Below are 24857 nucleotides of genomic sequence, written 5' to 3'. Positions count from 1 at the left end.
GTTACTTTTTAAGATTAATTTTTAAACTAAACCCGTATGTTCTGGTTGATGGTAAACTTGTACCCTCGATACCTGCATATCTGATGTCTGAAGAGAAAGTCGACTCTGGGTCAATATTGTCAGAATGTTTCATGATTGTCCAGATGTTACGGGCAACCAGGTTGAATGTAATAGAGCTGAATGGAGTCCTGTTTAACTGATCTTTACCCAAAGTATATCCAAAGCTAGCCTGACGAAGTTTAATGAAGCTTCCGTCAAGAACATCTAATGAAGAGATGTTACGTGCTAATCCCTGATAGTAATCTTCTGTTTTCACAGCTGTAGTATTTGCTGTTCCATCTGCATTTACACCGGCACCTGTGATCGTACCACTTGCTGGTCTGTTCAAAGTGATCTGGTTTTCTCCGCGATAGATACTATAGTAGTTTGTTCCTGATAAGATTTTGTTTCCAAAACGGTAATCAGTCAGTACAGACAAGCTGAATTTTTTGTAAGTAAAGTTGTTGGTAAAACCACCGTAGATTTTAGGAACTGTAGATCCCATAGCTTTCAAGGCACCTCTTTGTGGAATGCCGGCAGCGTAAACGATGTTTCCTTTAGCATCACGCAGGTAGTCGTAAGCCATGATCTGTGGACCAGGCATTCCTACAACTAGTGCAAGGTTGGCATTTAAAGGACGGTATGTTCCAAGAGTTTGATCTGAATTGTTGGCGTCTGTAGCTAAAATCTTGTTCTTTACATAAGTAAAGTTGAAAGATGGTGACCAGCTAAAATCACTGGTACGTACTGGTGTGCCATTAATTTCGATCTCTACACCTCTGTTTTGAGTAGATCCTGTAGGAACGTACTGGCTAGTATAACCTGAAGAGATATCAATAGAAGAACTGATAATTTCATTTTTAGTTTTACGTGCAAAATAATCTACGTCAAAACCTAATCTTCCTTTTAAGAATTTCAATTCTGTACCTACTTCAAATTCTTTCAGGGTGAAAGGTTTTAAAAATAAGTTTGGAAGTGATTGAGAGAAAGTTCCTGAACTTACTCCATTGATAGAGTTAGCCACATTATAGTAGATGTTTGTACCATAGATATTAGTAGGCTCACCACTTGTCTGAGCATATGACATACGCAATTTACCATAATCCAAAGCTGGAATTTTTACCAGGTTAGAGAAGATAAAACTACCAGATACTGATGGAGAGAAGATACTGTTATTACCGGCTGGCAAAGTAGAATAAACATCATATCTGCCTGTAGTACTTAATGTCAGGTAATCTTTGAAGTTAAAGTCAGCAGTGTAATAAGCAGAGTTTGTTTGTTTCTGCGCATAAGTATAATTGCTGTTTCTGCTACCAAAGTTGGTTAAACTGTAGAAATAAGGGATAATAAATCCATTGTTTCCACTGATATTGTATTGATCAGTAGTATTGGTACGAATGTTTCCACCGGCACTCACATCAAAGTTTAAATAATCTTTAACAATGTCATGTTTCACACCTAATAAAACATCAGAGTTTAACTCTGTGATCGATCCTGTTGATTGTGACATGTTACCATTAGTGTTCAGATAAGCAGTTCCTGTTGGTTCAACGTGTACAACCGTATTGTTACTGTTATCATAGCCTAATCTCGCTTGTGCATAGATCCAGTCAGTAACCTGATATTTCAGGGACATCGACGAAATTAAACGCTTTCTGCCTACGTTAGTGATAAACTCATTTGCTGCCCAGTATGGGTTAGTTACATAAATATCATTAGTAAACGATTGCTCTTTTCCATTAGCCAAAACTCCTGGATTAAGGATAGATTGAGCTTCGTTGGGAGCCAAGAAAGTAACGTTGTTCGGGTTACCCGGACCATCACTTAAAGATGCTTTGTTCTTAGCAAACTCGTCGATGTAATTTATGTTTACAGCAGCTGTTAAATGTTTAGTCACATCCTGTGTTCCGCTGAAATTGAATGTTTTTCTTGATAAACCACTGTTTGGAACAATAGAAGCGTTGCTCAGCGTAGTTGCTGATAAACGGAACGTACCTGTTTCACCTCCACCATCAAGTGAGAGTGTGTTGGTGTAAGTATGGCCTGTATTGTAGAATTTCAGATAGTTATCGTCAGTTTTTGAGTAAGCATAACTCTTACCGTCAAACTGAAGAACAGATGAACCGTCTAACGCCGGGCCCCATGCTAAACTTCCGCTGTTTAAGGCATCAGCTACACTTGCTGGTTTTGCTCCGTATTGTCCTTGTCCGTAAGTAGATTGGAAATTAGTGTTATCTACTGCTTTATCTATCTGATAGTTAGTACTGTATTCTACACCGATACCTGAATTTTTCTTGCCGCCTTTTGTTGTAATTAAAATTACACCATTAGCCGCGCGTGAACCGTATAAAGCGGAAGCCGACTGACCTTTTAGTACGGTCATGCTTTCGATATCATCAGGACTGATGTTAGAGATACCATCACCATAATCAGCACCACCCCATTCTGAAGCGGAACCTCTTTGTGTGTTATCCATTGGTACGCCATTGATAACAAATAATGGAGAACCTGCACCAAAACTTGTTACCCCTCTTAACAGGATCCTTGCTGATGAACCCGGACCGCCATTGGTACCGTTGATACTTAAACCAGCAACCTGACCTTCAAGAGATAAGGCAACGTTGGTTTCTTTTACTGTACTTAATGCTTCACCTTTTACTGTTGTTACAGCATAACCTACTTTACGTGCATCTTTTACAATACCCAAAGCTGTTACTACTACTTCATGAAGGTCTTTAGAGTTTGGTACTAAATTAACTGTGATTTTTGTTTTACCACCTACTGATACTTCCTGTGGATTATATCCAATGTAAGAGAAGATCAGGACAGCATTATCAGGAGCTGAAATCGTGAACGTACCTTCAGCATTGGTTGTTGCTCCCTTAGTGGCGCCTTTAACCTTTACTGAAACACCAACTAATGGTTGGCCTGTTTCATCTAGTACTTTTCCTGAGATAGTTTGGTCTGCTAACTTACTGAATGGTGTAAGCGCAGTATAGACTGTTGGTTTAAAAATTACTTTCCGTGCATTAACTGTAGCTGAGGCGTCCAGATTAAAAAACAATAAGGAGGCGAACGCAAATTTTGCTGTCAAACGGAGCTTTGGGAAGCCCTGTTTAGCAATTGCATTCTGCAGGTTATTATTTATTTTCATATTTTTTTACATTGTTGGGTTAATGATGTGCTCTGCTTATGTTGCAGATTTCTATTTTGTAGACCAAGACAATGGTCCGGGATGCAACTATCTTCTGTAGATATTTACATGAGGGGCAAGTAGCGTTATCTCATAGATTAGGAATAAGAGGTAAATAATAGTTAGGTATAAGAGGTCAATGTTTTGTCGGATGAATGCAGTAGGATTTACTTCCAGTCCAAGACGGACTAGCTTAAAATACCTTTTCATGATGTGCAGAGGGGAAAGTAACGTTATTTCATAGGCAAATAATAGTTTCTGTTGGTTTAGGTATGTTGGCTAAATGGTTTTATCAATTTTTTTCAATCACCTTCCTTTTAAAGGATGAATTATTTAGGTAATTGTCTTATTTAGGTTCTTTTTAATTTTTTTCTTTTAAAATTTTAACTGTTTTATTGAAAATTGTACCGTAAAATTCCGTGTCTTATTGTTGTCGAGAACTAAAGTAACTTTATTTTTACAAATTATCTATTATTTTTTAATTTTTTTAAAAACATTTCAATTATTTGCTGAAGAGCACGATTAAATGTGGTTTAACAGTGACTAAATTCTGTTGTACTACTATATGTCAAAATTAAAATAGTAAAATATCTGGTTTCTATTCTTGGGAATATTTCGATGCAATCGATGGTATTCCGGAATAAGCTTTTTTAGCGGCTATAATTTGGTAAATAAATAGTTTAACTGTTTTGGAAATTTGGTTTGTTTTTGACTAGAATTTATTTTAAAAAGCAGGTATTTTATTGGTTGTTTTACTAATTAATTTTTCAAATAAGTAAGAGTGCATACAATTATTTATTGGAATTCTATCAGATTGTCAGAATTTAAATCTAATGTAACTATATAATTACAAATAATCTATTTTTTTTAAAAATATTCTTCCTTTTCGGGCGAAAGCTGTTGATAGAGATATTGGGTGTTCAGGATAGGGGGTAGGTGTAGAAGATGATTAACAATCAGCTGTCCAATAAACCTGCATTGTCTTTAAGCTCTACACCTGATAATTTTCTTTTGAAAGCTTCCTGAATGAGATAGAATATTTTTTCTGCTGCCAGGTGAAAAGATAAGCCCTGTTTTCTGATGTTAGACACACAGTTTCTTGATTCGTCGGTAAGCCCTGGTTTAGGATAATACGTAAGATAGGCCCCTATACTGTCGGCAGCGCTCAACCCCGGGCGTTCACCAATCAGTACCACGGAGAATTTTGCCTGCAAGCCATAAGCGATCTCATCACCTATAGCCACCCGTGCCTGTCCGGCCAGGCATATTGGAGATAATTTATAATTTACTCCTTTAAGTAAAGGGATCAGATTTTCCAGCAGTTCGGCGGCATGGTCATTGATTGCGCCTGCAGATAGCCCGTCGGCAAGGATAATGCAGATATCATTAGCATTAGCATAGTCTTTTACCAGCTGACTGGAGGTATTATCCAGGAGTCTTCCCAAATCGGGTCTTTGTAAATATTGCTGGCGGTTTCCTGCCTGGCTATGGAGTTGTAATAGAGGGAGGTCCAAAGGACTTATTGCCTTTATCAGGTGCTCATTGTTCAATAAAGAATATACTGCGTCCCTTGCATGGGCATGGGCCAGTTTAAATTCCAGTTCCTGTTTTAGCGGAATACTGCTGCCTGCGCGTCCAAGAGCTATTCTTGCATCTGTAAACTGTTTTAAAGAATTCCATGGATCATTAATCTTAACCGCAGCAGGCTCTCTTTTCTCCATGTGATAAATTTAATTAAAATAAATGATCAATCATCCTGGTCATCAGCTGGGTTTGCGCAAGCTTTCCCTTTTCATCTGTAATCCCCTGTTTGATCAGCCATTGCTCAAATTCGGGAGCGGGTCTTAAACCAAGTACTTTCCGAAGGTATAAAGCGTCATGAAAGGAAGTAGACTGATAATTGAGCATGATGTCGTCCGAACCTGGAATGCCCATGATGAAATTGCAGCCCGCAACACCCAGTAAAGTGAGCAGATTATCCATGTCGTCCTGATCTGCTTCAGCATGGTTTGTATAACATATATCTACGCCCATGGGTAAACCCAATAACTTTCCGCAAAAATGATCTTCGAGTGCAGCCCTGATGATCTGTTTTCCGTCGTACAAATATTCCGGGCCGATAAAACCCACAACGGTATTTACCAGCAAAGGATTATATTTTCTGGCTACACTGTAAGCCCGCGCTTCACAGGTTTGCTGGTCCACACCATGGTGTGCATTGGCAGACAATGAACTTCCCTGTCCGGTTTCAAAATACATCACATTATTCCCTTTTGTTCCCCGGTTTAACGATAGGGTAGCATCGTAAGCCTCATCCAGTAAAGCAAGGTTAACACCAAAACTCGTATTGGTCTGCTGGGTGCCGGCTATCGACTGAAAGCACAGATCAACAGGGGCCCCGCTGTTAATTAAACCAATAGTTGTGGTAATGTGGCTCAGCACACAGGATTGTGTTGGAATGTCAAACTGCTGACGCACGGTATCAATTAGATTCAGTAAGTTCATCACTCCTGCAGGGCTGTCTGTAGCCGGGTTAATGCCGATAACGGCATCACCACTTCCATACAATAAGCCATCTATAATGCTTGCGGCAATACCTTTAGGGTCGTCTGTTGGATGATTCGGCTGCAAACGTGTAGACAGGTGTCCCTTTAAGCCTATGGTATTCCGAAAACAGGTAACCACCTCACATTTTTTTGCTACGGCAATCAGGTCCTGGTTCCGCATTAATTTTGATACTGCTGCCGCCATCTCCGGGGTGATTCCCATCTTTAACTGTTGCAGAACTAAGCCATCGGTTTCCTCATTTAGCAGCCAGTCGCGGAATTCACCTGTTGTTAAATGTGCTATCGGCTGAAATGCCTGGCTGTTATGGCTATCAATAATCAGACGTGTAATTTCGTCTGTTTCATATGGGATAACCGTTTCATTTAGAAAGGTTTTCAATGGAACGTCTGCTAAAGTGATCTGGGCTGCAACCCGTTCTTCATAACTTGCGGCACAGATTCCTGCAAGCGCATCACCCGTCCTGAAGGGGGTGGCCTTGGCTAGCAAATCTTTCAGGTCGTTAAATCTGTAAACCTGCTGATGTATGGTATGTTGGTAAGCCATAATAATCAGTCTAATATCGGAACAGCAATATTTTCTAACAGTACATCATTTGTTATCTTTTCTTTATGTTTTCCGGTAAGAATAAAAATGAAAACCGACACGGCGAGGCCGGCGAAGAAAATAAAACTCAATATAAGATTATAATAAACGATCGCCATCAGGCAAACAAAAGATAAGACCAGGGCAACAGCCGGAAAAACAGGGTAAAATGGTGAACGGAAAGGACGTTTTAATTCAGGCTCTTTTTTTCGTAAAATAAACAAACTGACCATGCTCATCATATACATCACTACTGCGCCCATCACAGATAAAATGATCACCTGGCTGGTAGTGCCGGTAAATAGCGCAGCGAAACTCACTACACCTCCTGCTATTACCGACCAATGTGGTGTTTTGAATCTATGGCTCACCCTTGCTAATCCCCGGGGAAGGTATCCGCTTCTTGCCATGGCAAAGATCTGCCTGGATGAGGCCAGTATGGTGCCGTGAAAAGAAGCGATTAGGCCAAAGAGACCGATACTGGCAAATACTTTAGTCAGGCTATTGGCTTTTCCCAGCACAACAGCAATGGCTTCGGGAAGTGGATAATCGATGTTGCTCAGTTTGTGCCAATCGGTAATACCACCGGTCAGGATCATGACACCCAATGCCAGTAAGGTTAAGGTAGCCATGCCGGATATATATCCTTTTGGAATATTTTTTTCTGGCTCCTGAACTTCTTCGGCAACCATGGCCACTCCTTCAATCGCCAGATAAAACCATACGGCATAAGGGAGGGCTGCAAATATCCCTTTCCATCCAAAAGGCATCGGATCGTGAAGATAATTTCCCATTTTAAAATGCGGGGCTATAATGCCCATAAATAACAACAATTCTGCTACCGCCAGTATCGTAATGAAAACCGAGAAGGCTGCGGATTCTTTTACGCCTGAAATATTGATGAAAATAAAGATCACGTTGAAAAATAATGCTGACTGCAAAGCAGAAACTGAAGGGTAAAGAAAGTGAAGATAGCTACCTAGTGCAAAAGCAATTGCAGGTGTGGCCAATAAAAAATCAACGAGGGTGGCGTAACCTGCAATCAGGCCTCCGAACGGCCCCATGGCTTTGTAGCTATAAGCAAAAGCCCCTCCTGCATGAGGAATGGATGAGGTAAGTTCTGTGTAGCTGAATATAAAAGTAATGTACATTACCGTTACAATTAACGTGGCTATTAAAAAACCAATAGTGCCCGATACTCCCCAGCCATAGTTCCAGCCGAAGTATTCGCCCGAAATGACCAGTCCTACAGCTATGCCCCACAAATGAATGGGTTTTAATGTTCTTTTTAAACTTTCGGAGCTAAGCTTTTCCATTAATTTTTTTGTTAATGCTATGGGCACTGAAATATAATGAAATTTAACGCTCAACTGATTACTCCCAAATAAAAAAAGGCGCCCTTAAGGCGCCTTTTTTTATTTGATGACGTTGATTAGAAATTTCCTTTGGCAACGTCCCACCATAAACGTGTCCCACCATTATCTGGTCCGCCGAGAAGGCTGAGGCCAGTCTGCAGGCCAGCTGCATTGGTTTGAGATTCAGTGATAGGGTAAGCTAAACGACGAACTTGTGTTTGTGTGTCTATTGTTCCATTGCTGTTATTGTTAACTACAGGGAACAATTTAGGATAGCCGGTACGCCTGAACTCAGTCCATGCTTCCTGTCCTTCAGGGAACATGGCCAGCCATTTTTGGGTAATGATTCTTTCCAGTTTTACCTCATTGCTGGCTCCGGCGTCCCATTTAACGGTAACGGTAGATAGCGCCGGCGAGTTGTTAACTGAATTTAAAGGGTCTGCATATGCTTGTGGGGTGCTTGTTGCATCTGCAATATAAGCTGCCGCGCCTGCACTGGCGCCATATTGGGCCATAGATCTATTGATACCTGTTTCATAGTCGGCTTGTGCCTCACCAGCACCCGCCCAGCCTCTTAACGAAGCTTCCGCTTTCAGGAACCATACTTCTGCTGCGGTCATGAATACTTCAGGAGCGGAAGAAGTAAAGGTAGTATTGTAGTTGTATACCGAGAACCCGGAGTACATTGGCTTGCTGCCCACGTCAGAGCCAATGCGGATACCCAGATATTGTCCGGCATATTGTGCTGGTAATGGCCCTTTGGTTGCATCAGTTGTATTTACCGGAAGGAAATATTTAGGAAGCCTTGGATCATTATAACCTACCATGTAAGATTGTATCGAAGCGCTCATGGAGTTATCTGTATAACTTTCTGTAATAACATAATAATCATTTTGTCCACTGCCTGCGATGGCTGCAACGTCGCCGGCATCAGAAAGTAATCCTCCATTGGCACTCATCGCTTTTTCTGCCTGGGCCTGCGCTGTTGTTGCATCAACTTTTACAATATGCATAGCAAGGCGCAACCTTAATGAGTTAGCTAGTTTTAACCATTTCGTATAATCACCTGCAAAAACAACATCCGAATTTGCAAAAGGTGTTTTGCCTGGATTGGCCGCTATGAATGTTGATAAGTTTGTTGTAGCAGTGTCAAGCTGAAGAAACATTTGCTGATAAATGCTCTGCTGACTATCGTAGGGAATGGAAATCAGCGAAGAACCAACTTTGCTATAAGGGGCAGGACCAAATTTATCGGTCACCCTATCCATTGCTTCAACTTCAAGAATTAATGCTATTGCCCAGAAATCAGGTAATGTACTTTTAACATTCAGCGCGGCTAATTTATTTTTGATAGGGCCAATGATATCCGGATAGATATCATTAAAGGCAGCTGAATTCCAGCCATCAACAAATACATAGTTCATGTTGTACAAAGTTCTGCCGAATTTTTGCGGAGGAGTGGAATAACCTGCATAAGCATCGGCATTCAGGTTTTGGGCAATTTGATAATCGACAAATATTTTCTGCTCAATAGGGATAAATAAAGTAGGGATTTGCAGGTTTTTATCTGCAATGGCCGTTTGATCAGTGTTAAAAGTCTCAAAGTTTTTCTTGCAACTGTTTAGTCCTAATGTTGCCAGCAGGCAAAACACCACCATATAGGGATTACGGTATCTATTTAGAGTATTTTTTGTTTTCATTGCTTTTAATTTTAGAGATACAATTAAAAAGTAGCATTCAGGTTCAAACCATAAGAGCGTTGTGCAGGCTGATTGAAAACGTCTACACCGCTAAGCCCGTTTCCTGTTGATGAAGTAACCTCAGGATCAAAAGGAGCTTTTTTGTAGAAGTAAATCAGGTTTCTTCCTGTTGCTGAAAGTCTAAGTGCTTTAATGGCGCCGGTTTTGGCTAGCGGAAAGCTGTAACCTAATGCTGCCTCTCTTAGCCGTACCACGGTAGCGCTATAAACATATTCACCTAATGCAGCATTACGGCCGCCAATTGACGTGTACCATTTTTCTGCATCAACAGTGCTTACTGCCTGTCCGGTAGCACTTACGGCATTTACCGATACCCCACCTGCATTACGGGCCTGGCCTGAAACTTCAGACACGCCATATGAATCCAATAGTGATTGCATTACAGAAACTACTTGTCCTCCTAATTTCGCGTCAACCAGGAAATTCAATGAAAACTGCTTATAAGTAAAGTTGTTGCTCCATCCCAATTGGAATTTCGGTGCAGAGTTAGCTATTTTAGAAAAACCAGTACTTAGTAATGGTAAGCCTTCAGAAGTAAGTATTACTCTGCCTTGTGCATCTTTTTGTATGGTTTGGCCATATATATCACCAAATGAACCACCTTTAGCTAAATAAGAACGGTAACTGTTACTATTGGTTAGCGCAAAGAGGTCAATGCCATCCTTGGAATCCAGATCAATAACCTTATTAACGTTTCTTGATCCATTGAGTGTGGTATTCCAGCTAAAAGCTGATGTTTTTATTACATTATAACCAACAGTGAATTCAAGACCTGTATTTTGAATATTACCTGCATTTACATATCCATTGCTATATCCGGAAGGTGACGGAGGGACGATCTCCAATGATTGATTATAAGTGTTTGATTTATAATAAGTGAAACTAACACTCAATTTATCTTTTAAAAACCTTAAGTCAGTTCCCAATTCAAACGATTTAGTTTTTTCTGGTTTTAAAGTTGGATAAGGGGCAATACTACTTAATGTTACACCGTTGGCACTTGGGGTATTGGTAGGATAGGTAGCGTATTGCTCTACAGTATTACCTACCTGCGCATAAGTTCCGCGAACTTTAAAGTAGGAAATTTCTTCCGGCAGTTTGGTCATCTGGCTAATAATAAATGACAAACCAGCTGAGGGATAAAAGTAGTGATCGGTAGGTGTAAAGGCCAGATTAGATGACCAGTCATTTCTGCCTGTCAAAGTCAGATAAGCCCAGTCTTTATAAGAAAGATTGGCGTTGGCGAATATAGCCTGAATCTGGTTATGGTAGTTGGCCAGTGTATTCACGTTGCTTCCGGAATTTACACCCTGTGCAGCATTCGACACCTGGATATTCTGAATGGTAAATAAATTAGGAATAGAAAGTCCATAACCGCCCGATCCGGATCCGAAATTATATCCCGAGGTAAATTGATCCGTTATACTGGTACCAATTAAACCGTCCAATTTAAAATCCGATGTTCCCGGAAGGGTTAAGTTAACAATCACATCACCATACTTTTGGTTAAGTACCTGGTCAGATCCGCTATAACTCCCGTTGCCGTTTCCTGCTGCTAATGGTGCTAATGTACCTGCGTAATAACGCTGATCGTAATTGTCATCTGTACGGTCAATACTTCCGCGGGCCTGTATGTTTATCCAGTTCGTGAATTCATATTTAGCACTACCGTTTAGCATAATACGGTTACGTGTTGCGGTATTGGTATTTCTGTTGATGATCCACCATGGGTTTTGCTGTAGGTCTTCCTGAAAAGGCCAGTTTTGTGTAGGTACGCCATTCGTTCCATTAGGCCCTTCATAGCTGCTTTTATAAGGATCTATGTTTTGTCCTCTTGGAAACAAATATAGTCCTGTTAAAGGATTGGTATAAAAACCGATGGTTGGGCTATTATTGATCTTTTGTGTAATGTAATTTACGTTTCCATCAACACTCAGTTTATTGTTCAGAAACTTAGCTGTTTCATGAAAATTCACGTTGTTTCTGTCCAGTTTGTTGCCTGGTTCCACTCCTCTGGCATCTGTATTGGAATAGGAGAAATAAGTCTGGGCAATTTCATTACCACCTGTCAGGCTAAGCGCATTGGTGAAGTTTTGGCCTGTCTGGTAAAATTTAGATAAATTATCAATGGCTCCTCCGTTTGTTTTTGGTCCCCAGCTGGTGGTAGATCCGGCGGTGGTTGCGCCATAGTCGTTTTGGAATTTAGGCTCGTAAGCATTTTTGCTGAGTGTGTAACCGCTGGAAAAGTTGATCGTGGTTTTGCCGGCCTTTCCTTTTTTTGTGGTAATTACGATTACCCCATTCGCTGCCTGACTACCATATAATGCTGCTGCAGAAGCCCCTTTCAGCACGTTCATGCTTTCAATATCTTCCGGGTTCAGGTTTGAGATACCGTCACCACCATCAGGTGTTCCACCATAAGTATCATTAGGCTGTCCGTTTGCGTTAGCACCGTTGCTGATGGGTACACCATCTATTACATATAAGGGCTGGTTGTTTCCTGAAGCTGACCGTTCTCCACGCAGAATAACTTTTGCTGATCCGCCTACGCCCGAAGCGCTGGGTGAAATCGTTACCCCGGCAATCTTGCCATTCAGGGAGTTCATTAAGTTGTCACTTTTAACATCAGTAAGCTCTGTTCCGGAAACTGTCTGTGTAGAATAGGTCAATGATTTTTCAGACCTCTTGATGCCTAAAGCAGTAACAACAACTTCGTTTAGTCCGTTTGCCGCTTCTGCCATCACCACGTTAATGTTGGTTTCTGAACCTACGGTAACTTCTTTGGTGTCGAAACTGATATAAGTGAATACCAGAATGTCTCCTGGTTTTGCCATTAAGGAGAACTTACCGGCAGCGTCTGTTTGTGTGCCTGTTTTAGTGCCTTTGATACTTACACTCACGCCAGCTAAAACACCGCCACTCGTTTCTCTTACTGTACCGGTTATTCTAATGTCTGCTAATTGTGATTTTGGTAAAGTAAATGTTGTTTTATAAGCAATTGATTTTAAAGATGTTTGATGTTTTCTTTCGGTAGCTGATGCATCCAGATGGAATAGTAATAAGGATGCAAGGGCAAAATTGGCTAAATAGAGCTTTGAAGCGCTTTTTTTTGCCAATGGACCTCGCAGGTTATCATTGATTTTCATACTTTATTCGTTTTGGTTGATAGTATTGTTTAGTTGATTTGCAGATTTAACGCCCATGGTTGGGGTGGGCCTTCTCTAAATTCTTCTGCTGAAATTTACGATGGGGTTCTTTCCTGTTTCATAATTGGGATTAAAGGTTTTAGTAAAAATGAATAAGAGAGTGTTCTATAATAATTTAATAGTTAAATTATCCGGAGATAATCCGCTATTATTTTGATAAATAACATATAGCTATATACCTATTCATGATTTTAAATAAAAACATGAATTTTTTATTTGGTTTAGGTTTAATAAAAGTTGTAAGATTTAATAATTAAATCATAGTCTAAAAATAACTTTTTTTTATTAAGTTGTCTAATCTTTTTAATATTATTAATAAGATCTAATGTCTTCGGTAAAAATCTTTAAATATTAACTCTATAAATTTTTTATGTTGAACAATAAAACAAAAATATTAATTGATAATAGCGAAACGATAAAATGTTTATATTATAGTGAATTGCAGACTAGTGCGGATGTGAGCAGGTTTACCGGAAAAAGTATTCCTTATGTAACAAAAGTGTTAAGTGAGCTGAAGAAAAAAAATTATGTCCAGGAAAAAGGCTTTGCGAACTCAAGTGGTGGCAGAAAACCTTTGAATTATTCATTGATTTCCAGTGCTTATTATTTGATGTCTGTGGCGATGGACCAGTTCTCCGCACAGCTGGCTATTGTAGATCTCGGGAATAATTTTGTTACTGAGGCGGTTAGGTTCGAATTTGATATACACAGCCTGAAACCTCAAGAGCTGGCCGATCATATTAATCAATTTATAGCAAACAGTGGGACTTCTAAAATCGATATTTTGGGTATCGGTATCACGATGCCTGGATTTGTAGATTCGATAAAGGGTATTAATTATACTTATTTAACAACAGACGGCCTGTCTTTAGCTGATTATTTACAGAAAATAATAGCTTTGCCCGTTTTTATAGAAAATGATTCTACTGCTATCGCTTTGGCAGAACAAAAGTTCGGTGTTGCGGCGCAGCTAAGAAATGTGATGGTGCTCAATCTGGGATGGGGAATTGGCTTGGGAATGATCTTAAATAATGAAATTTTCAGGGGCAACAATGGTCTTGCAGGAGAGTTTAGCCATATTCCATTATTTAAAAATGGTAAGTTATGTACCTGTGGAAAACATGGTTGTCTGGAAACGGGTGCCTCCTTAACTGCAGTCACGGCCCTTGCTAAGGAAAAAATCGCGCAGGGGCATACTACCAGTTTAAGCAATTACAAGGAGATCGATGCTGATAGGATCATTAACGAAGCGATAAAAGGAGACGTGCTCTCTGTAAAACTAATTTCTGAAGCAGCTTATCACGTTGGGGAAGGACTGGCGATATTGATTCATTTGATAAACCCTGGTACTATTGTATTGAGTGGTAAAGGAAGTGTGATCGGTAATTTATGGCTTGCACCTATCCAACAGGCAATCAATGAACATTGTATTCCGTTGCTTACCCATTTTACGGAAATTAAGATCTCCGGTTTAAAAACAAAAGCCCAGCTCATTGGAGGGGCCGCTTTGATCGTAGAAAATTTTGGGAAAAGCCTTGAAGTTAAACTCATGGCGATAGCTGCATACCCATCGCCCGCTGCCGGTAAGCCGTAGGCGTCATACCCGTCTTTTCCTTAAATACTTTTGAAAAGTAGAAACTGGAATCGAAGGTAAGCGTATAGGCAATTTCCTTCACCGAGAGGGTCGAATCTGCCAGCATAGTCTTTGCCTTTTCTATTTTCAGCTGAATAAAATACTGTCCGGGAGAAAGGCCTGTATAGTTTTTAAACACCTTTCTGAACAACGAATAGCCTACCTGCAGTTCTTCAGCAGCCTGTTCCGGGGAAAACGTTTTATCTATATTAGAGCGGAATAAGATCCTGGCTTTATCAACTAATATCTCCCTGTCCTCATGTTCTACATTACTCTGCTTTAAAATCGCATGTAAACTGCCCATCAGGTAGAAAGCAGCTCCCGAAATTAAAGGCTGATAGCCAGTAACCTCTGTTTTCGTTTTTTCGATGATCCCTTCATAGATCTCAAATATCTGTTCGTTGAAACCGATATATAAACAAGGGTTCTCCCTGCTGAAAAAGCTATTGTTTACCAGATTATCTAAGATTTCTCCTTTTAGGCCTATCCAGTATTCGTCCCAGCCCGTCTGCTCCGCAGGTTTATAACGGTGCCTTTCTCCGGGAAACAAAATGATAATCGTACCCGCTTTTATTTCCTGGTAATGGCAGTGGTCAGATTCGAAGAAACCAGAACCTTTGGTAATATAAATAAGTTGATATTCATCAAGGATACGGCCATTGTTCCAGTTGAAATAATACTGGGAAGGATGGTTGCTGATAGGATATATTCCTGAGGGCTCTGTTCTGGTACAGCCTGCATCCAATACATATAATCCCCATTTTTTGTCTTCTGTACTCAGGGGAAGGTATTTATAATAATTGATCATCAGGTTTACAATTGGTTTTGGCTGGCGAAAATTGTAAAAAAACAACTAAAAATTTACAGATCTGTACTTTTTGTCAAAAATCACAGCTCAAATATCAAAATCTATAGTTTACTTTTTCCGGGTAACGATACATTCGTTATTCCAAATATAACGATATGAAACCAATACAAAATGGAGTTCCGTCACTAAAAGTAGGTTTGTTCGGAATTGGGTTGGACACTTACTGGGAACAATTTGATGGATTAGAAGATCGCCTGACAGGATATATCCACCTGGCAGAACAGCAGTTGCAGCAATTTGGGGCAGAAGTAATAAACATTGGTCTCATAGATAATACAGATAAAGCATTTAACGCAGGGCACCAGTTCAGGGAAGCAGATGTAGATCTGATCTTTTTATATGTCACTACCTATGCCTTATCATCTACCGTTCTTCCTGTAGTTAAGCGCGCCGGTGTTCCGGTCATCATTTTAAATCTTTCCCCATCAGCAGCTATAGATTATACGTCGTTTAATCAAATGAACAACCGTACACAGATGACAGGTGAATGGTTATCTTATTGCGCACCATGTACCGTACCGGAAATTGCCAATGTTTTTAAACGTGCCGGTATTCCTTTTCACCAGGTTACAGGGATGCTCACTGATGACCCTATCGCATGGACGGCTATTGAGGAATGGATCGATGCGGCGAAAGTAGCCCATATCCTGGCGCATAACCGGTTGGGGCTCATGGGTAATTATTATGGCGGCATGCTGGATATCTATACCAATCTTACTTTACAGTGCAGCACCTTTGGCGGCCATATGGAAATCATCGAGGTGGATGAATTGTCTGCGATAAGAAGCAGCATCACCGGGCAGGAAGTAGAAGAAAAAATAAAAGAATTTGTAGAAAAGTTTGACGTGCAGGCGGATTGCCAGGAAATAGAGATCCGCAAAGCCGCTAAAACTTCGGTTGCGCTCGATAAACTCGTATCGAAATATAAACTGGGTTCCATGGCTTATTACCATAAAGGAACAGGAAACCCAGAAAATGAAGAAACCATGAGCTCCGTGATCCTCGGCAACTCCTTACTCACGGCCAATGGCATTCCTGTAGCAGGTGAATATGAGGTGAAAAATGCCCAGGCGATGAAGATCATGGATAGCTTTGCTGCGGGTGGATCGTTTACAGAATACTATGCCATGGATTTTACTGATGATGTAGTTTTGATGGGTCATGATGGTCCCTGCCATCCGGGAATTGCCGAAGGAAAGATCAAAGTTAAACCCCTTCAGGTCTATCATGGTAAGACAGGAAGCGGCCTCTCTGTAGAAATGTCGGTAAAACACGGAAAAGTTACATTACTTTCTGTAGTGGAAACTGCTGATGGCAAAATAGAGTTCCTGGTGGCCGAAGCAGAGTCTGTAGCCGGACCTATCCTGGAAATAGGGAATACGAACAGCAGATACCGTTTTCCTGCTGGTGCAAGGCCTTTTGTAGAGCAGTGGAATGCTGCCGGGCCGGCCCACCACTGTGCTATTGGTACAGGTCACCTGGCATCGAAGATTAAAAAACTAGGCCAGCTGCTAGGGGTGAAGATTATCCAAATCAGTTAATTTTTGTGACGGAGCAGGACAGTTAAGTACAGTTAACCCAATTGCATCTATTATACTTGTTTCATTATTCTAACCAGATATATAAATTATGGAGATCATTTTTGGAGTCATATTCCATTTTATCGGAGGTTTCGCCTCAGGTAGTTTTTACATTCCCTTTAAAAAAGTAAAAGGCTGGGCCTGGGAGAGCTACTGGATTGTTGGCGGCATCTTTTCATGGCTGATTGTTCCGCCTTTAGCGGCTTACCTGACTATTCCTCATTTCGGTGAGATCATTAAACATACTAACGGCGGTATCCTTGGCCTTACTTATTTCTTTGGTGTTTTATGGGGCATCGGCGGACTTACCTATGGTTTGGGGGTAAGGTACCTGGGCGTTTCCCTGGGAAGTTCTATCATCTTAGGGCTGAGCTCTGTTTTCGGGGCGCTTCTCCCTTCTATTTATTATAACTTTTATCCTAAAGCAGGTAAAGATAGTTTTACAGAGATCGTTACCAGCCCCTGGGGACAATGGGTACTGGCCGGCCTGGTGGTTTGTATCATTGGAATTATCCTTTGCGGTAAAGCGGGCATGATGAAAGAGAAAGACCTGGCTGCACAAAAAGAAACCAAAGAAAGTGCCGAGTTTAAAATCGGGTTAGGCCTGGTTGTAGCAATTATTTCCGGAATTCTCAGTGCCTGTTTCGCCTTTGGAATTGATGCCGGAAAAGATATGGCACATGAAGCCAATAACCTGTGGAAAACACTCCATCCGGGACAAGGAGAATTTCTTTTTCAGAATAACGTTACCTATGTGATCATCCTTTGGGGTGGCCTTACTACTAACCTTTTCTGGTGTATGGTACTGAATACGCGAAATAAAACCTTTGGTGATTATACTAATAAAAAGACACCGCTGCTGTCCAATTATATCTTTTCTGCCCTGGCAGGTACTACCTGGTTCCTGCAGTTCTTCTTTTATGGAATGGGAGAAAGCAGACTGGGTAATGGCGCAAGCTCATGGATACTTCATATGGCCTTCATTATCCTGGTTGCCAATGTATGGGGACTGGTATTAAAAGAATGGTCGGCCGTCAGCAAAAAAACATTCCGGACAGTTCTGGCCGGTATTTTATTCATTGTCATATCCATCATCGTAGTTGGATATGGAAACTCAATTAAATAGAAACATTTAACATTAAATCATATGTCTGAGGAAAGAGACCGTTTTAAACACGTAAGTTATTTATGGGATGAAACAGAAGCTGCTAAGTTAGCAGGAGATGAAGTGGCGCTTTTGCTTTATCGTTCAAATCTATTAGGTGCAGATTTGCGCCTGACCAATTATGGGGGCGGAAATACGTCCTGCAAGGCCGATGCCATTGATCCGCTGACAGGTAAAACTGCCGAGGTAATGTGGATCAAAGGTTCGGGAGGGGATATCGGGACTTTAAAGCGCAATGGATTAGCCGCATTGTATGTAGACCGCCTGCGGAGTTTGAAAAATATTTACCGTGGTATCGAACAGGAAGATGAAATGGTGGAATTGTTTAACCACTGTATCTACGATCTTAACTCCAAAGCGCCTTCTATTGATACGCCTTTACACGGGTTCCTCCCTTTCAAACATATTGATCACTTACACCCCGATGCAGCCATCGCTATTGCAGCAGCAAAAGATGGACAACAGATCACCCATGATTTGTTTGGCGGAACCATCGGCTGGGTAGGCTGGCAGAAACCAGGTTTCGATCTTGGCCTGCAGCTTAAAGCCTGCCTGGATGAGAATCCCGGAATCCGCGGGATCATGTTAGGCTCTCATGGTTTGTTTACCTGGGGTGATACTGCCTATGAAAGTTATATCAACACCCTGGAGGTGATCGAGATCTGCGCCAACTACCTGGAAGAAAACTACGGAAAGAAAGGCCCTGTATTCGGCGGACAAAAATTAAGCAGCCCGGAAAAAACACAACGAGAAGCACAGGCAGCATTGCTGGCACCTGTTCTCCGTGGTTTCTGTTCCAGTGAAAAACATATGGTGGGTCATTTTACCGATGATTCCAGGGTACTGGAGTTTATCAATTCCAACGACCTCGATCGTCTAGCGCCATTGGGTACCAGCTGTCCGGATCACTTTCTGCGTACCAAGATCAGTCCGCTGGTACTGGAACTGAGCCCTGATGAAGACCTGTCAGACCCTGCAAAGATCAAAGAAAAGTTAGCCCCTGCTTTTGTGGCTTACCGTAAAATGTATGCAGATTATTATGAAACCTGTAAACACCCCAATAGTCCTGCAATAAGGGATGCGAATCCGGTGATCATTCTTTATCCCGGCATAGGCCTGTTCTCTTTTTCAAAAGATAAACAAACCACCCGTGTGGCGGCAGAATTTTATACCAATGCCATCAATGTAATGAAAGGTGCAGAGGCGATCTCTGAATATACTTCATTGCCGCGCCAGGAAGCCTTTAACATTGAATACTGGCTGCTGGAAGAAGCAAAACTACAGCGTATGCCAAAACCTAAAGCATTATCCGGTAAAATAGCCCTGGTTACAGGCAGTGCCGGTGGTATAGGTAAAGCGATTGCCAAGAAATTTGTTGATGAAGGTGCCGTAGTGGTGATCAATGACAATGATGCCGGCCGTTTGGAAAAAGCAGATCAGGAATTTAAAAACCAGTATGGCAAAGATGCTTATACCACTGCTTTGCTGGATGTGACCAGCGGAGAGGATATTAATAACGCTTTCCATAAAGCTGCTTTGGCCTTTGGCGGGGTAGATATTGTGGTGAACTGTGCCGGATTATCGATCTCTAAACCTATTGAAGAACATACGGATAAAGACTGGGACCTGTTGTATGATGTACTGGTGAAAGGCCAGTTCAAAGTTACCCAGGCAGCGGTTGCAGTGATGCGTAAACAGGCTATTGGTGGCGATATTCTGAATATCGTTAGCAAAAATGCACTGGTTTCAGGACCAAATAATGCAGGTTATGGATCTGCAAAAGCTGCACAGCTTCACCTGAGCAGATTAAATGCCGCAGAGTTAGGTGGCGATAAAATCAGGGTAAATGTAGTGAACCCGGATGCGGTGATCTCAGACAGTAAGATCTGGGAGGGCGACTGGGCTGCCGGCCGTGCAAAAGCTTATGGTGTTAAAGTAGAGGAACTGCCGGCATTTTATGCCAAACGTACTTTGTTGAACCAGATTATTCTGCCAGAAGATATCGCCAATGCCTGCCTGGTATTTGTTGGCGGTCTATTGAATAAATCAACAGGTAATGTATTAAATGTGGATGGCGGTGTAGCCATGGCATTTGTTAGGTAATTAATTTTAAAAATATATTCTTATGGAAATCGAGAAATATCAGATAGATGAGCACAATCAAAAACTGGATAGTGCTCATCAGGTAAAGTTCAGCTTTGCTGCATCAGAACATCCACATATAGAAGAAGTAATCAGCAAGCTGATCAAGTTTCAAATTGCTATTCCAAGCTGGGCATTAGGCACAGGGGGTACCCGCTTTGGCCGTTTTTCCGGTGGTGGCGAACCGCGCAGCCTGGAAGAGAAAATCGAAGATATTGGCGTGTTAAATAGCCTGAACAGATCGAGCGGTGCTATATCCCTCCATATTCCATGGGATATTCCACAGGATTACGATGCCATTAAAGCTTTGGCAAGCCATCATGGCCTTCGCTTTGATGCCATGAACTCCAACACCTTCCAGGACCAGGCCAACCAGGCTTTAAGTTATAAGTTCGGTTCACTGCAGCATGTAGATAAAGCAGTACGCAAACAGGCCATTGAACACAATATTGAAGTGATCCGTCAGGGAGTAGCCCTGGGCTCTGATGCACTGACCGTTTGGCTGGCCGATGGCTCCTGTTTCCCCGGACAGCTAAATTTCAGAAAAGCCTTCCAAAATACACTGGAAAGCCTGGAGGAAATATATGCTGCCTTACCGGAGCAATGGAAAATCTTTGTAGAATACAAAGCTTTTGAACCTAATTTTTATTCTACAACGGTAGGAGATTGGGGACAGTCTTTATTATATGCCAATAAATTAGGACCAAAGGCCTTTACCCTGGTTGATCTTGGACATCACCTGCCCAATGCAAACATTGAACAGATCGTTTCCCTGTTGTTAATGGAGGGTAAACTGGGTGGTTTCCACTTCAATGATTCCAAATATGGCGATGATGATTTAACTGCGGGCAGTATGAAGCCTTATCAGCTTTTCCTGATCTTCAATGAACTCGTAGAAGGAATGGATGCCAAAGGTATTGATCATGCCAAAGGTTTAGGATGGATGATCGATGCTTCACACAACGTGAAAGATCCGCTGGAAGATTTGCTGCAATCAGTAGAAGCCATTATGCTTTCCTATACACAGGCGCTATTGGTAGACCGGGCTGCATTGAATATCGCACAGCAGGATAATGATGTGGTGCGCTGCCAGGAGATCCTTCAGGATGCATTCCGTACAGACGTAAGGCCTATCGTTCAGGAAGCAAGGTTAAGGAGCGGGGGCGCTGCCCAGCCTGTGCAATTGTACCGTGAGCTGAGAATCAGGGAAAAACTGATTGCAGACAGGGGATTGAAAACCGTAGCTACAGGACTATAATGGCTGCGCTGCCAGTTATTGTAATTTTTGACGTCGGGAAGACCAATAAAAAGATCTTCCTGTTCGATGAAAATTATAAGATCGTTTTTGAACGGTCTGCCCGCTTCATTGAAACCTATGATGAGGATGGGGACCCCTGTGAAAATCTGGAGAGCCTCAGGCTGTCCATTTTTGACTCCCTGCGGGAAGTACTGAAGCGTAAAGAATTTGATATCAAGGCGATTAATTTCTCTACCTACGGGGCCAGCTTTGTGTATATTGATGAATATGGGAAACCATTGGCACCTTTATACAATTACTTGAAGGCTTATCCGGAAGACTTGAAAAAAGAGTTTTACGCAAAATATGGCGGAGAGGCGGCTATTTCAGCGGCAACAGCATCCCCTGTTTTAGATAGCCTGAATTCCGGGATGCAGTTTTACAGGATCAAGAAGGAAAAGCCGGCACTGTATAAACAGATCAAGTATGCGCTGCACTTGCCGCAGTACCTGAGTTATCTGGTTACAGGTCAGGAATATTCCGACCTCACCAGCGTGGGCTGCCATACGCAGTTGTGGGATTTTACAAAAAATGATTATCACGACTGGGTTAAAAAAGAAGGTTTAGATCAGAAGCTGGCGCCAATAGTAGACGCCGAAGCTGTTTTCCCTTCAGAATTTCCAGGCAACCAGTACAAAGTAGGTGTAGGCCTGCATGACAGCTCTGCAGCATTGATCCCTTACCTGATCAATTTCCATGAGCCTTTCATGCTGATCTCTACCGGAACCTGGTGTATTACGCTGAATCCATTTAACACTTCTCCGTTGAGGCCCGAAGAGCTGGAACAGGATTGCCTTTCTTACCTGCAATACAAAGGATTGCCGGTAAAAGCTTCCCGTATTTTTGCCGGTTATGAACATGAGCAACAGGTAAAACGTATTGCCGCACACTTTAACCAAAATGTTGGCCGTTACAAAACAATGAAATACAACCCGGGGATCATTCATCAATTGCTGAAAGATATGGACGAAAGGAAGGAACCAGCACCGGTAAGCAGTAAAGAATCGGCTTTTGTAACGCGCGACCTATCGTCGTTTGCATCAGATCAAATTGCTTATCACCAGTTTATTTTGGATATTGCCCGTCAGCAATTGGCCTCTTCAAAACTAGTGATAGGAGATAGCCAGGTTAAACGTATTTTTGTAGATGGCGGCTTCAGTAAAAATTCAATTTACATGAACCTGCTGGCCATGTTGTTTCCGGATATGGAAATATTTGCGGCTTCTATGGCACAGGCTACCGCAATTGGAACTGCACTGGCCATACATAAATGCTGGAATACCAAGCCTATGCCCAATGATATTATTGAATTAAAGTATTACGCTTCTAACAATGATTTAGCCATATGAAAGTAGGATTATTCATCCCCTGTTATGTAGACCAGTTTTATCCCAATGCGGGTATTGCTACTTACCAGTTATTGCGTAAACTGGGGGTTGATGTCACTTATCCTGCGGGACAGACCTGCTGCGGGCAGCCCATGGCCAATTCTGGCTTTGAGCATCTCACTGGCGATTGTAACCGGTTGTTCCTGGATAATTTTAGCGGTTTCGACTATATTGTTTCCCCTTCAGGAAGCTGTGTGCTGCACATCAAAGATCACCTGCATGTAGAAAACGCAGAGGCAGAAGCTACTGTAGTTAGGACTAAGGTATATGAGCTGGTGGAATTCCTGGTGGATATTTTAAAAGTAAAAGACCTCAAAGCGAAGTTTCCCCATAAAGTAGGCCTGCACCAAAGCTGCCACGGACAAAGAGGGTTATATCTTACACAAATGACAGAGCTGGTTGCACCTTATTTTTCTAAACCGGGGCAGCTGCTCTCACAGGTAGAAGGGTTGGAGCTGATCTCTTTGAGCAGGGAAGATGAATGTTGCGGTTTTGGCGGTACCTTTTGTGTAGTAGAGGAAGCCGTATCTGTAAAAATGGGTAAAGACCGGGTAAAAGATCACCTGACACATGGTGCAGAATATATTATTGGTGCCGATATGTCTTGTTTAATGCATATGGAAGGTATCCTTAAAAGAGAGAACAGCACGGTGAAGGTGATGCATATTGCAGAAATACTGAATGCAGAATAAGTACAGGAGATGAGCGAAACGATTAAAACACATCCTGAATTAGCAGAAATATTCAACAAGGATGAAGAACGGGTAGACTGGCATGATGAAACCTTATGGTGGATCAGGCAGAAAAGGGATAAGTCTGCACATAGTATACCCGAATGGGAACAACTAAGAGAAACTGCTTCGCAGATAAAAAACAATGTGCTTTCAGATCTGGCGAATTATCTGCTAGCTTTTGAAAAAAATGCGAAGGCCAATGGAATCATTGTGCATTGGGCAGCCAATGCCGAAGAACATAACCAGCAGGTTCATTCTATTTTGAAGGTACATGGTATTCAGCAAATGGTAAAAAGTAAGTCCATGCTGACAGAAGAATGCCATTTAAACGAGTACCTGGAAAAACATGGAATGGATGTGATCGATTCCGATCTTGGAGAACGTATCGTTCAATTAGCCAAGGAACCACCAAGTCATATCGTATTGCCTTGTATCCATAAGAAAAAAGAAGAAATAGGAGACTTGTTCCATATCCATCTAGGTAGTCCTGCCGGTACTTCAGATCCACAGGTACTCACCGAAACCGCCAGGCAGCATCTCCGGGAAACTTTCCTCACCAGGAAAGCTGCACTAACAGGAGTAAATTTCGCTATTGCAGCAACCGGTGAATTTGTGGTATGCACCAATGAGGGAAATGCCGATATGGGGGCGCATTTAGCGGATGTTCATATCGCCAGTATGGGCATTGAAAAGATCATTCCTGACCGCAAACATTTAGGCGTATTTCTTAGGCTGCTAACCAGAAGCGCTACCGGACAGCCTATTACCACCTATTCGAGTCATTTTAAAAAACCCAGGAAAGGACAGGAAATGCACATTATTATTGTAGATAATGGGCGTACTATACAAATGGGACGTGAGGATTTCAGGGCTTCCCTGAAATGTATCCGCTGCGGTGCCTGTATGAACACCTGTCCGGTTTACCGGAGAAGTGGCGGGCATAGTTATCACAATGCGATATCCGGGCCTATCGGCGCTATTCTTGCACCTAATCTGGATATGAAAAAATATGCCGATCTGCCTTTCGCTTCTACCTTATGTGGTTCCTGCTCTAATGTATGTCCGGTTAAAATAGATATTCATCAGCAATTGTATAAATGGAGACAAGTAATTGTTAAAGAAGGATATGCCGATACCTCAAAAAAATTGGGTATGCAGCTGATGACCTTTACACTGTCTTCTCCAACAGTATACCGGACAGCGGGAAAAGCCGGGCGGTGGGTATTAAAACATATTCCATTTGCTGTAAATAACCAGTTTAATCCCTGGTATAAACACCGGGACATGCCCGAAGCACCGGCCGAATCATTTGGTGAGTGGTACAAAAAGAACGTGACGGATAAATAA

General features: G+C 41.8%; 15 protein-coding genes. 8 read left to right on the top strand and 7 right to left on the bottom strand.

Annotation, left to right across the window (positions count from 1 at the left end; genetic code table 11):
• Nucleotide 1 precedes the first annotated feature (1 nt).
• The 6 genes from GSQ84_RS05260 to GSQ84_RS05235 all read right to left on the bottom strand — a co-directional run bounded on the left by GSQ84_RS05260 (nucleotide 2) and on the right by GSQ84_RS05235 (nucleotide 12643).
• Nucleotides 2-3193, bottom strand: a complete 3192-nt coding sequence (locus tag GSQ84_RS05260; RefSeq protein WP_158796226.1) for a SusC/RagA family TonB-linked outer membrane protein — start codon at nucleotides 3191-3193, stop codon at nucleotides 2-4.
• A 995-nt stretch (nucleotides 3194-4188) separates the two neighbouring features.
• The gene (gene eutC / locus GSQ84_RS05255) at nucleotides 4189-4953 is read right to left on the bottom strand and encodes an ethanolamine ammonia-lyase subunit EutC (RefSeq protein ID WP_158796225.1); all 765 of its coding nucleotides are present in this window, start codon (nucleotides 4951-4953) and stop codon (nucleotides 4189-4191) included.
• Nucleotides 4954-4966: 13 nt separating this feature from the next.
• Nucleotides 4967-6343, bottom strand: coding sequence for an ethanolamine ammonia-lyase subunit EutB (locus GSQ84_RS05250; RefSeq protein WP_158796224.1), 1377 nt, complete (start codon nucleotides 6341-6343; stop codon nucleotides 4967-4969).
• A 5-nt stretch (nucleotides 6344-6348) separates the two neighbouring features.
• Nucleotides 6349-7698: an ethanolamine permease gene (gene eat, locus GSQ84_RS05245; RefSeq protein WP_158796223.1), complete on the bottom strand. Its 1350-nt coding sequence runs from the start codon at nucleotides 7696-7698 to the stop codon at nucleotides 6349-6351.
• A 116-nt stretch (nucleotides 7699-7814) separates the two neighbouring features.
• Complete coding sequence (locus tag GSQ84_RS05240; protein ID WP_158796222.1) at nucleotides 7815-9437, bottom strand: SusD/RagB family nutrient-binding outer membrane lipoprotein; 1623 nt, start codon at nucleotides 9435-9437, stop codon at nucleotides 7815-7817.
• 23 nt (nucleotides 9438-9460) lie between these two features.
• Complete coding sequence (locus tag GSQ84_RS05235; protein WP_158796221.1) at nucleotides 9461-12643, bottom strand: SusC/RagA family TonB-linked outer membrane protein; 3183 nt, start codon at nucleotides 12641-12643, stop codon at nucleotides 9461-9463.
• 430 nt (nucleotides 12644-13073) lie between these two features.
• Here GSQ84_RS05235 and GSQ84_RS05230 point away from each other — a divergent pair, with 430 nt between their 5' ends.
• Nucleotides 13074-14297, top strand: coding sequence for an ROK family protein (locus GSQ84_RS05230; protein ID WP_158796220.1), 1224 nt, complete (start codon nucleotides 13074-13076; stop codon nucleotides 14295-14297).
• Here GSQ84_RS05230 and GSQ84_RS05225 read toward each other — a convergent pair.
• Nucleotides 14251-15144, bottom strand: a complete 894-nt coding sequence (locus tag GSQ84_RS05225; RefSeq protein WP_158796219.1) for an AraC family transcriptional regulator — start codon at nucleotides 15142-15144, stop codon at nucleotides 14251-14253. The genes GSQ84_RS05230 and GSQ84_RS05225 overlap by 47 nt on opposite strands.
• A gap of 155 nt (nucleotides 15145-15299) precedes the next feature.
• On the opposite strand from GSQ84_RS05225, the gene GSQ84_RS05220 reads away from it, so the two are divergent.
• From GSQ84_RS05220 to GSQ84_RS05190, 7 genes are all read left to right on the top strand, one after another.
• Nucleotides 15300-16745: an arabinose isomerase gene (locus GSQ84_RS05220; protein ID WP_158796218.1), complete on the top strand. Its 1446-nt coding sequence runs from the start codon at nucleotides 15300-15302 to the stop codon at nucleotides 16743-16745.
• Nucleotides 16746-16833: 88 nt separating this feature from the next.
• A complete protein-coding gene (gene rhaT / locus GSQ84_RS05215) occupies nucleotides 16834-17910 on the top strand; it encodes an L-rhamnose/proton symporter RhaT (protein WP_158796217.1) in 1077 nt (358 codons plus the stop codon).
• A gap of 21 nt (nucleotides 17911-17931) precedes the next feature.
• The gene (locus GSQ84_RS05210) at nucleotides 17932-20052 is read left to right on the top strand and encodes a bifunctional aldolase/short-chain dehydrogenase (protein WP_158796216.1); all 2121 of its coding nucleotides are present in this window, start codon (nucleotides 17932-17934) and stop codon (nucleotides 20050-20052) included.
• 22 nt (nucleotides 20053-20074) lie between these two features.
• Nucleotides 20075-21349, top strand: a complete 1275-nt coding sequence (locus GSQ84_RS05205; RefSeq protein ID WP_158796215.1) for a TIM barrel protein — start codon at nucleotides 20075-20077, stop codon at nucleotides 21347-21349.
• A complete protein-coding gene (locus GSQ84_RS05200) occupies nucleotides 21349-22737 on the top strand; it encodes an FGGY-family carbohydrate kinase (RefSeq protein ID WP_158796214.1) in 1389 nt (462 codons plus the stop codon). The genes GSQ84_RS05205 and GSQ84_RS05200 overlap by 1 nt, the downstream gene beginning before the upstream one ends.
• Entirely contained in the window at nucleotides 22734-23468 is a 735-nt protein-coding gene (locus GSQ84_RS05195; protein WP_158796213.1) for a (Fe-S)-binding protein, read from the top strand. The genes GSQ84_RS05200 and GSQ84_RS05195 overlap by 4 nt, the downstream gene beginning before the upstream one ends.
• A gap of 9 nt (nucleotides 23469-23477) precedes the next feature.
• Nucleotides 23478-24857: a lactate utilization protein B gene (locus GSQ84_RS05190; RefSeq protein WP_158796212.1), complete on the top strand. Its 1380-nt coding sequence runs from the start codon at nucleotides 23478-23480 to the stop codon at nucleotides 24855-24857.

This window comes from Pedobacter sp. L105 (assembly GCF_009765875.1).
In the GTDB taxonomy this organism is placed as follows: Bacteria; Bacteroidota; Bacteroidia; order Sphingobacteriales; family Sphingobacteriaceae; genus Pedobacter.
Note: the sequence above shows the minus strand (reverse complement) of the source record. Positions and strands in the feature narration are given on the sequence as shown.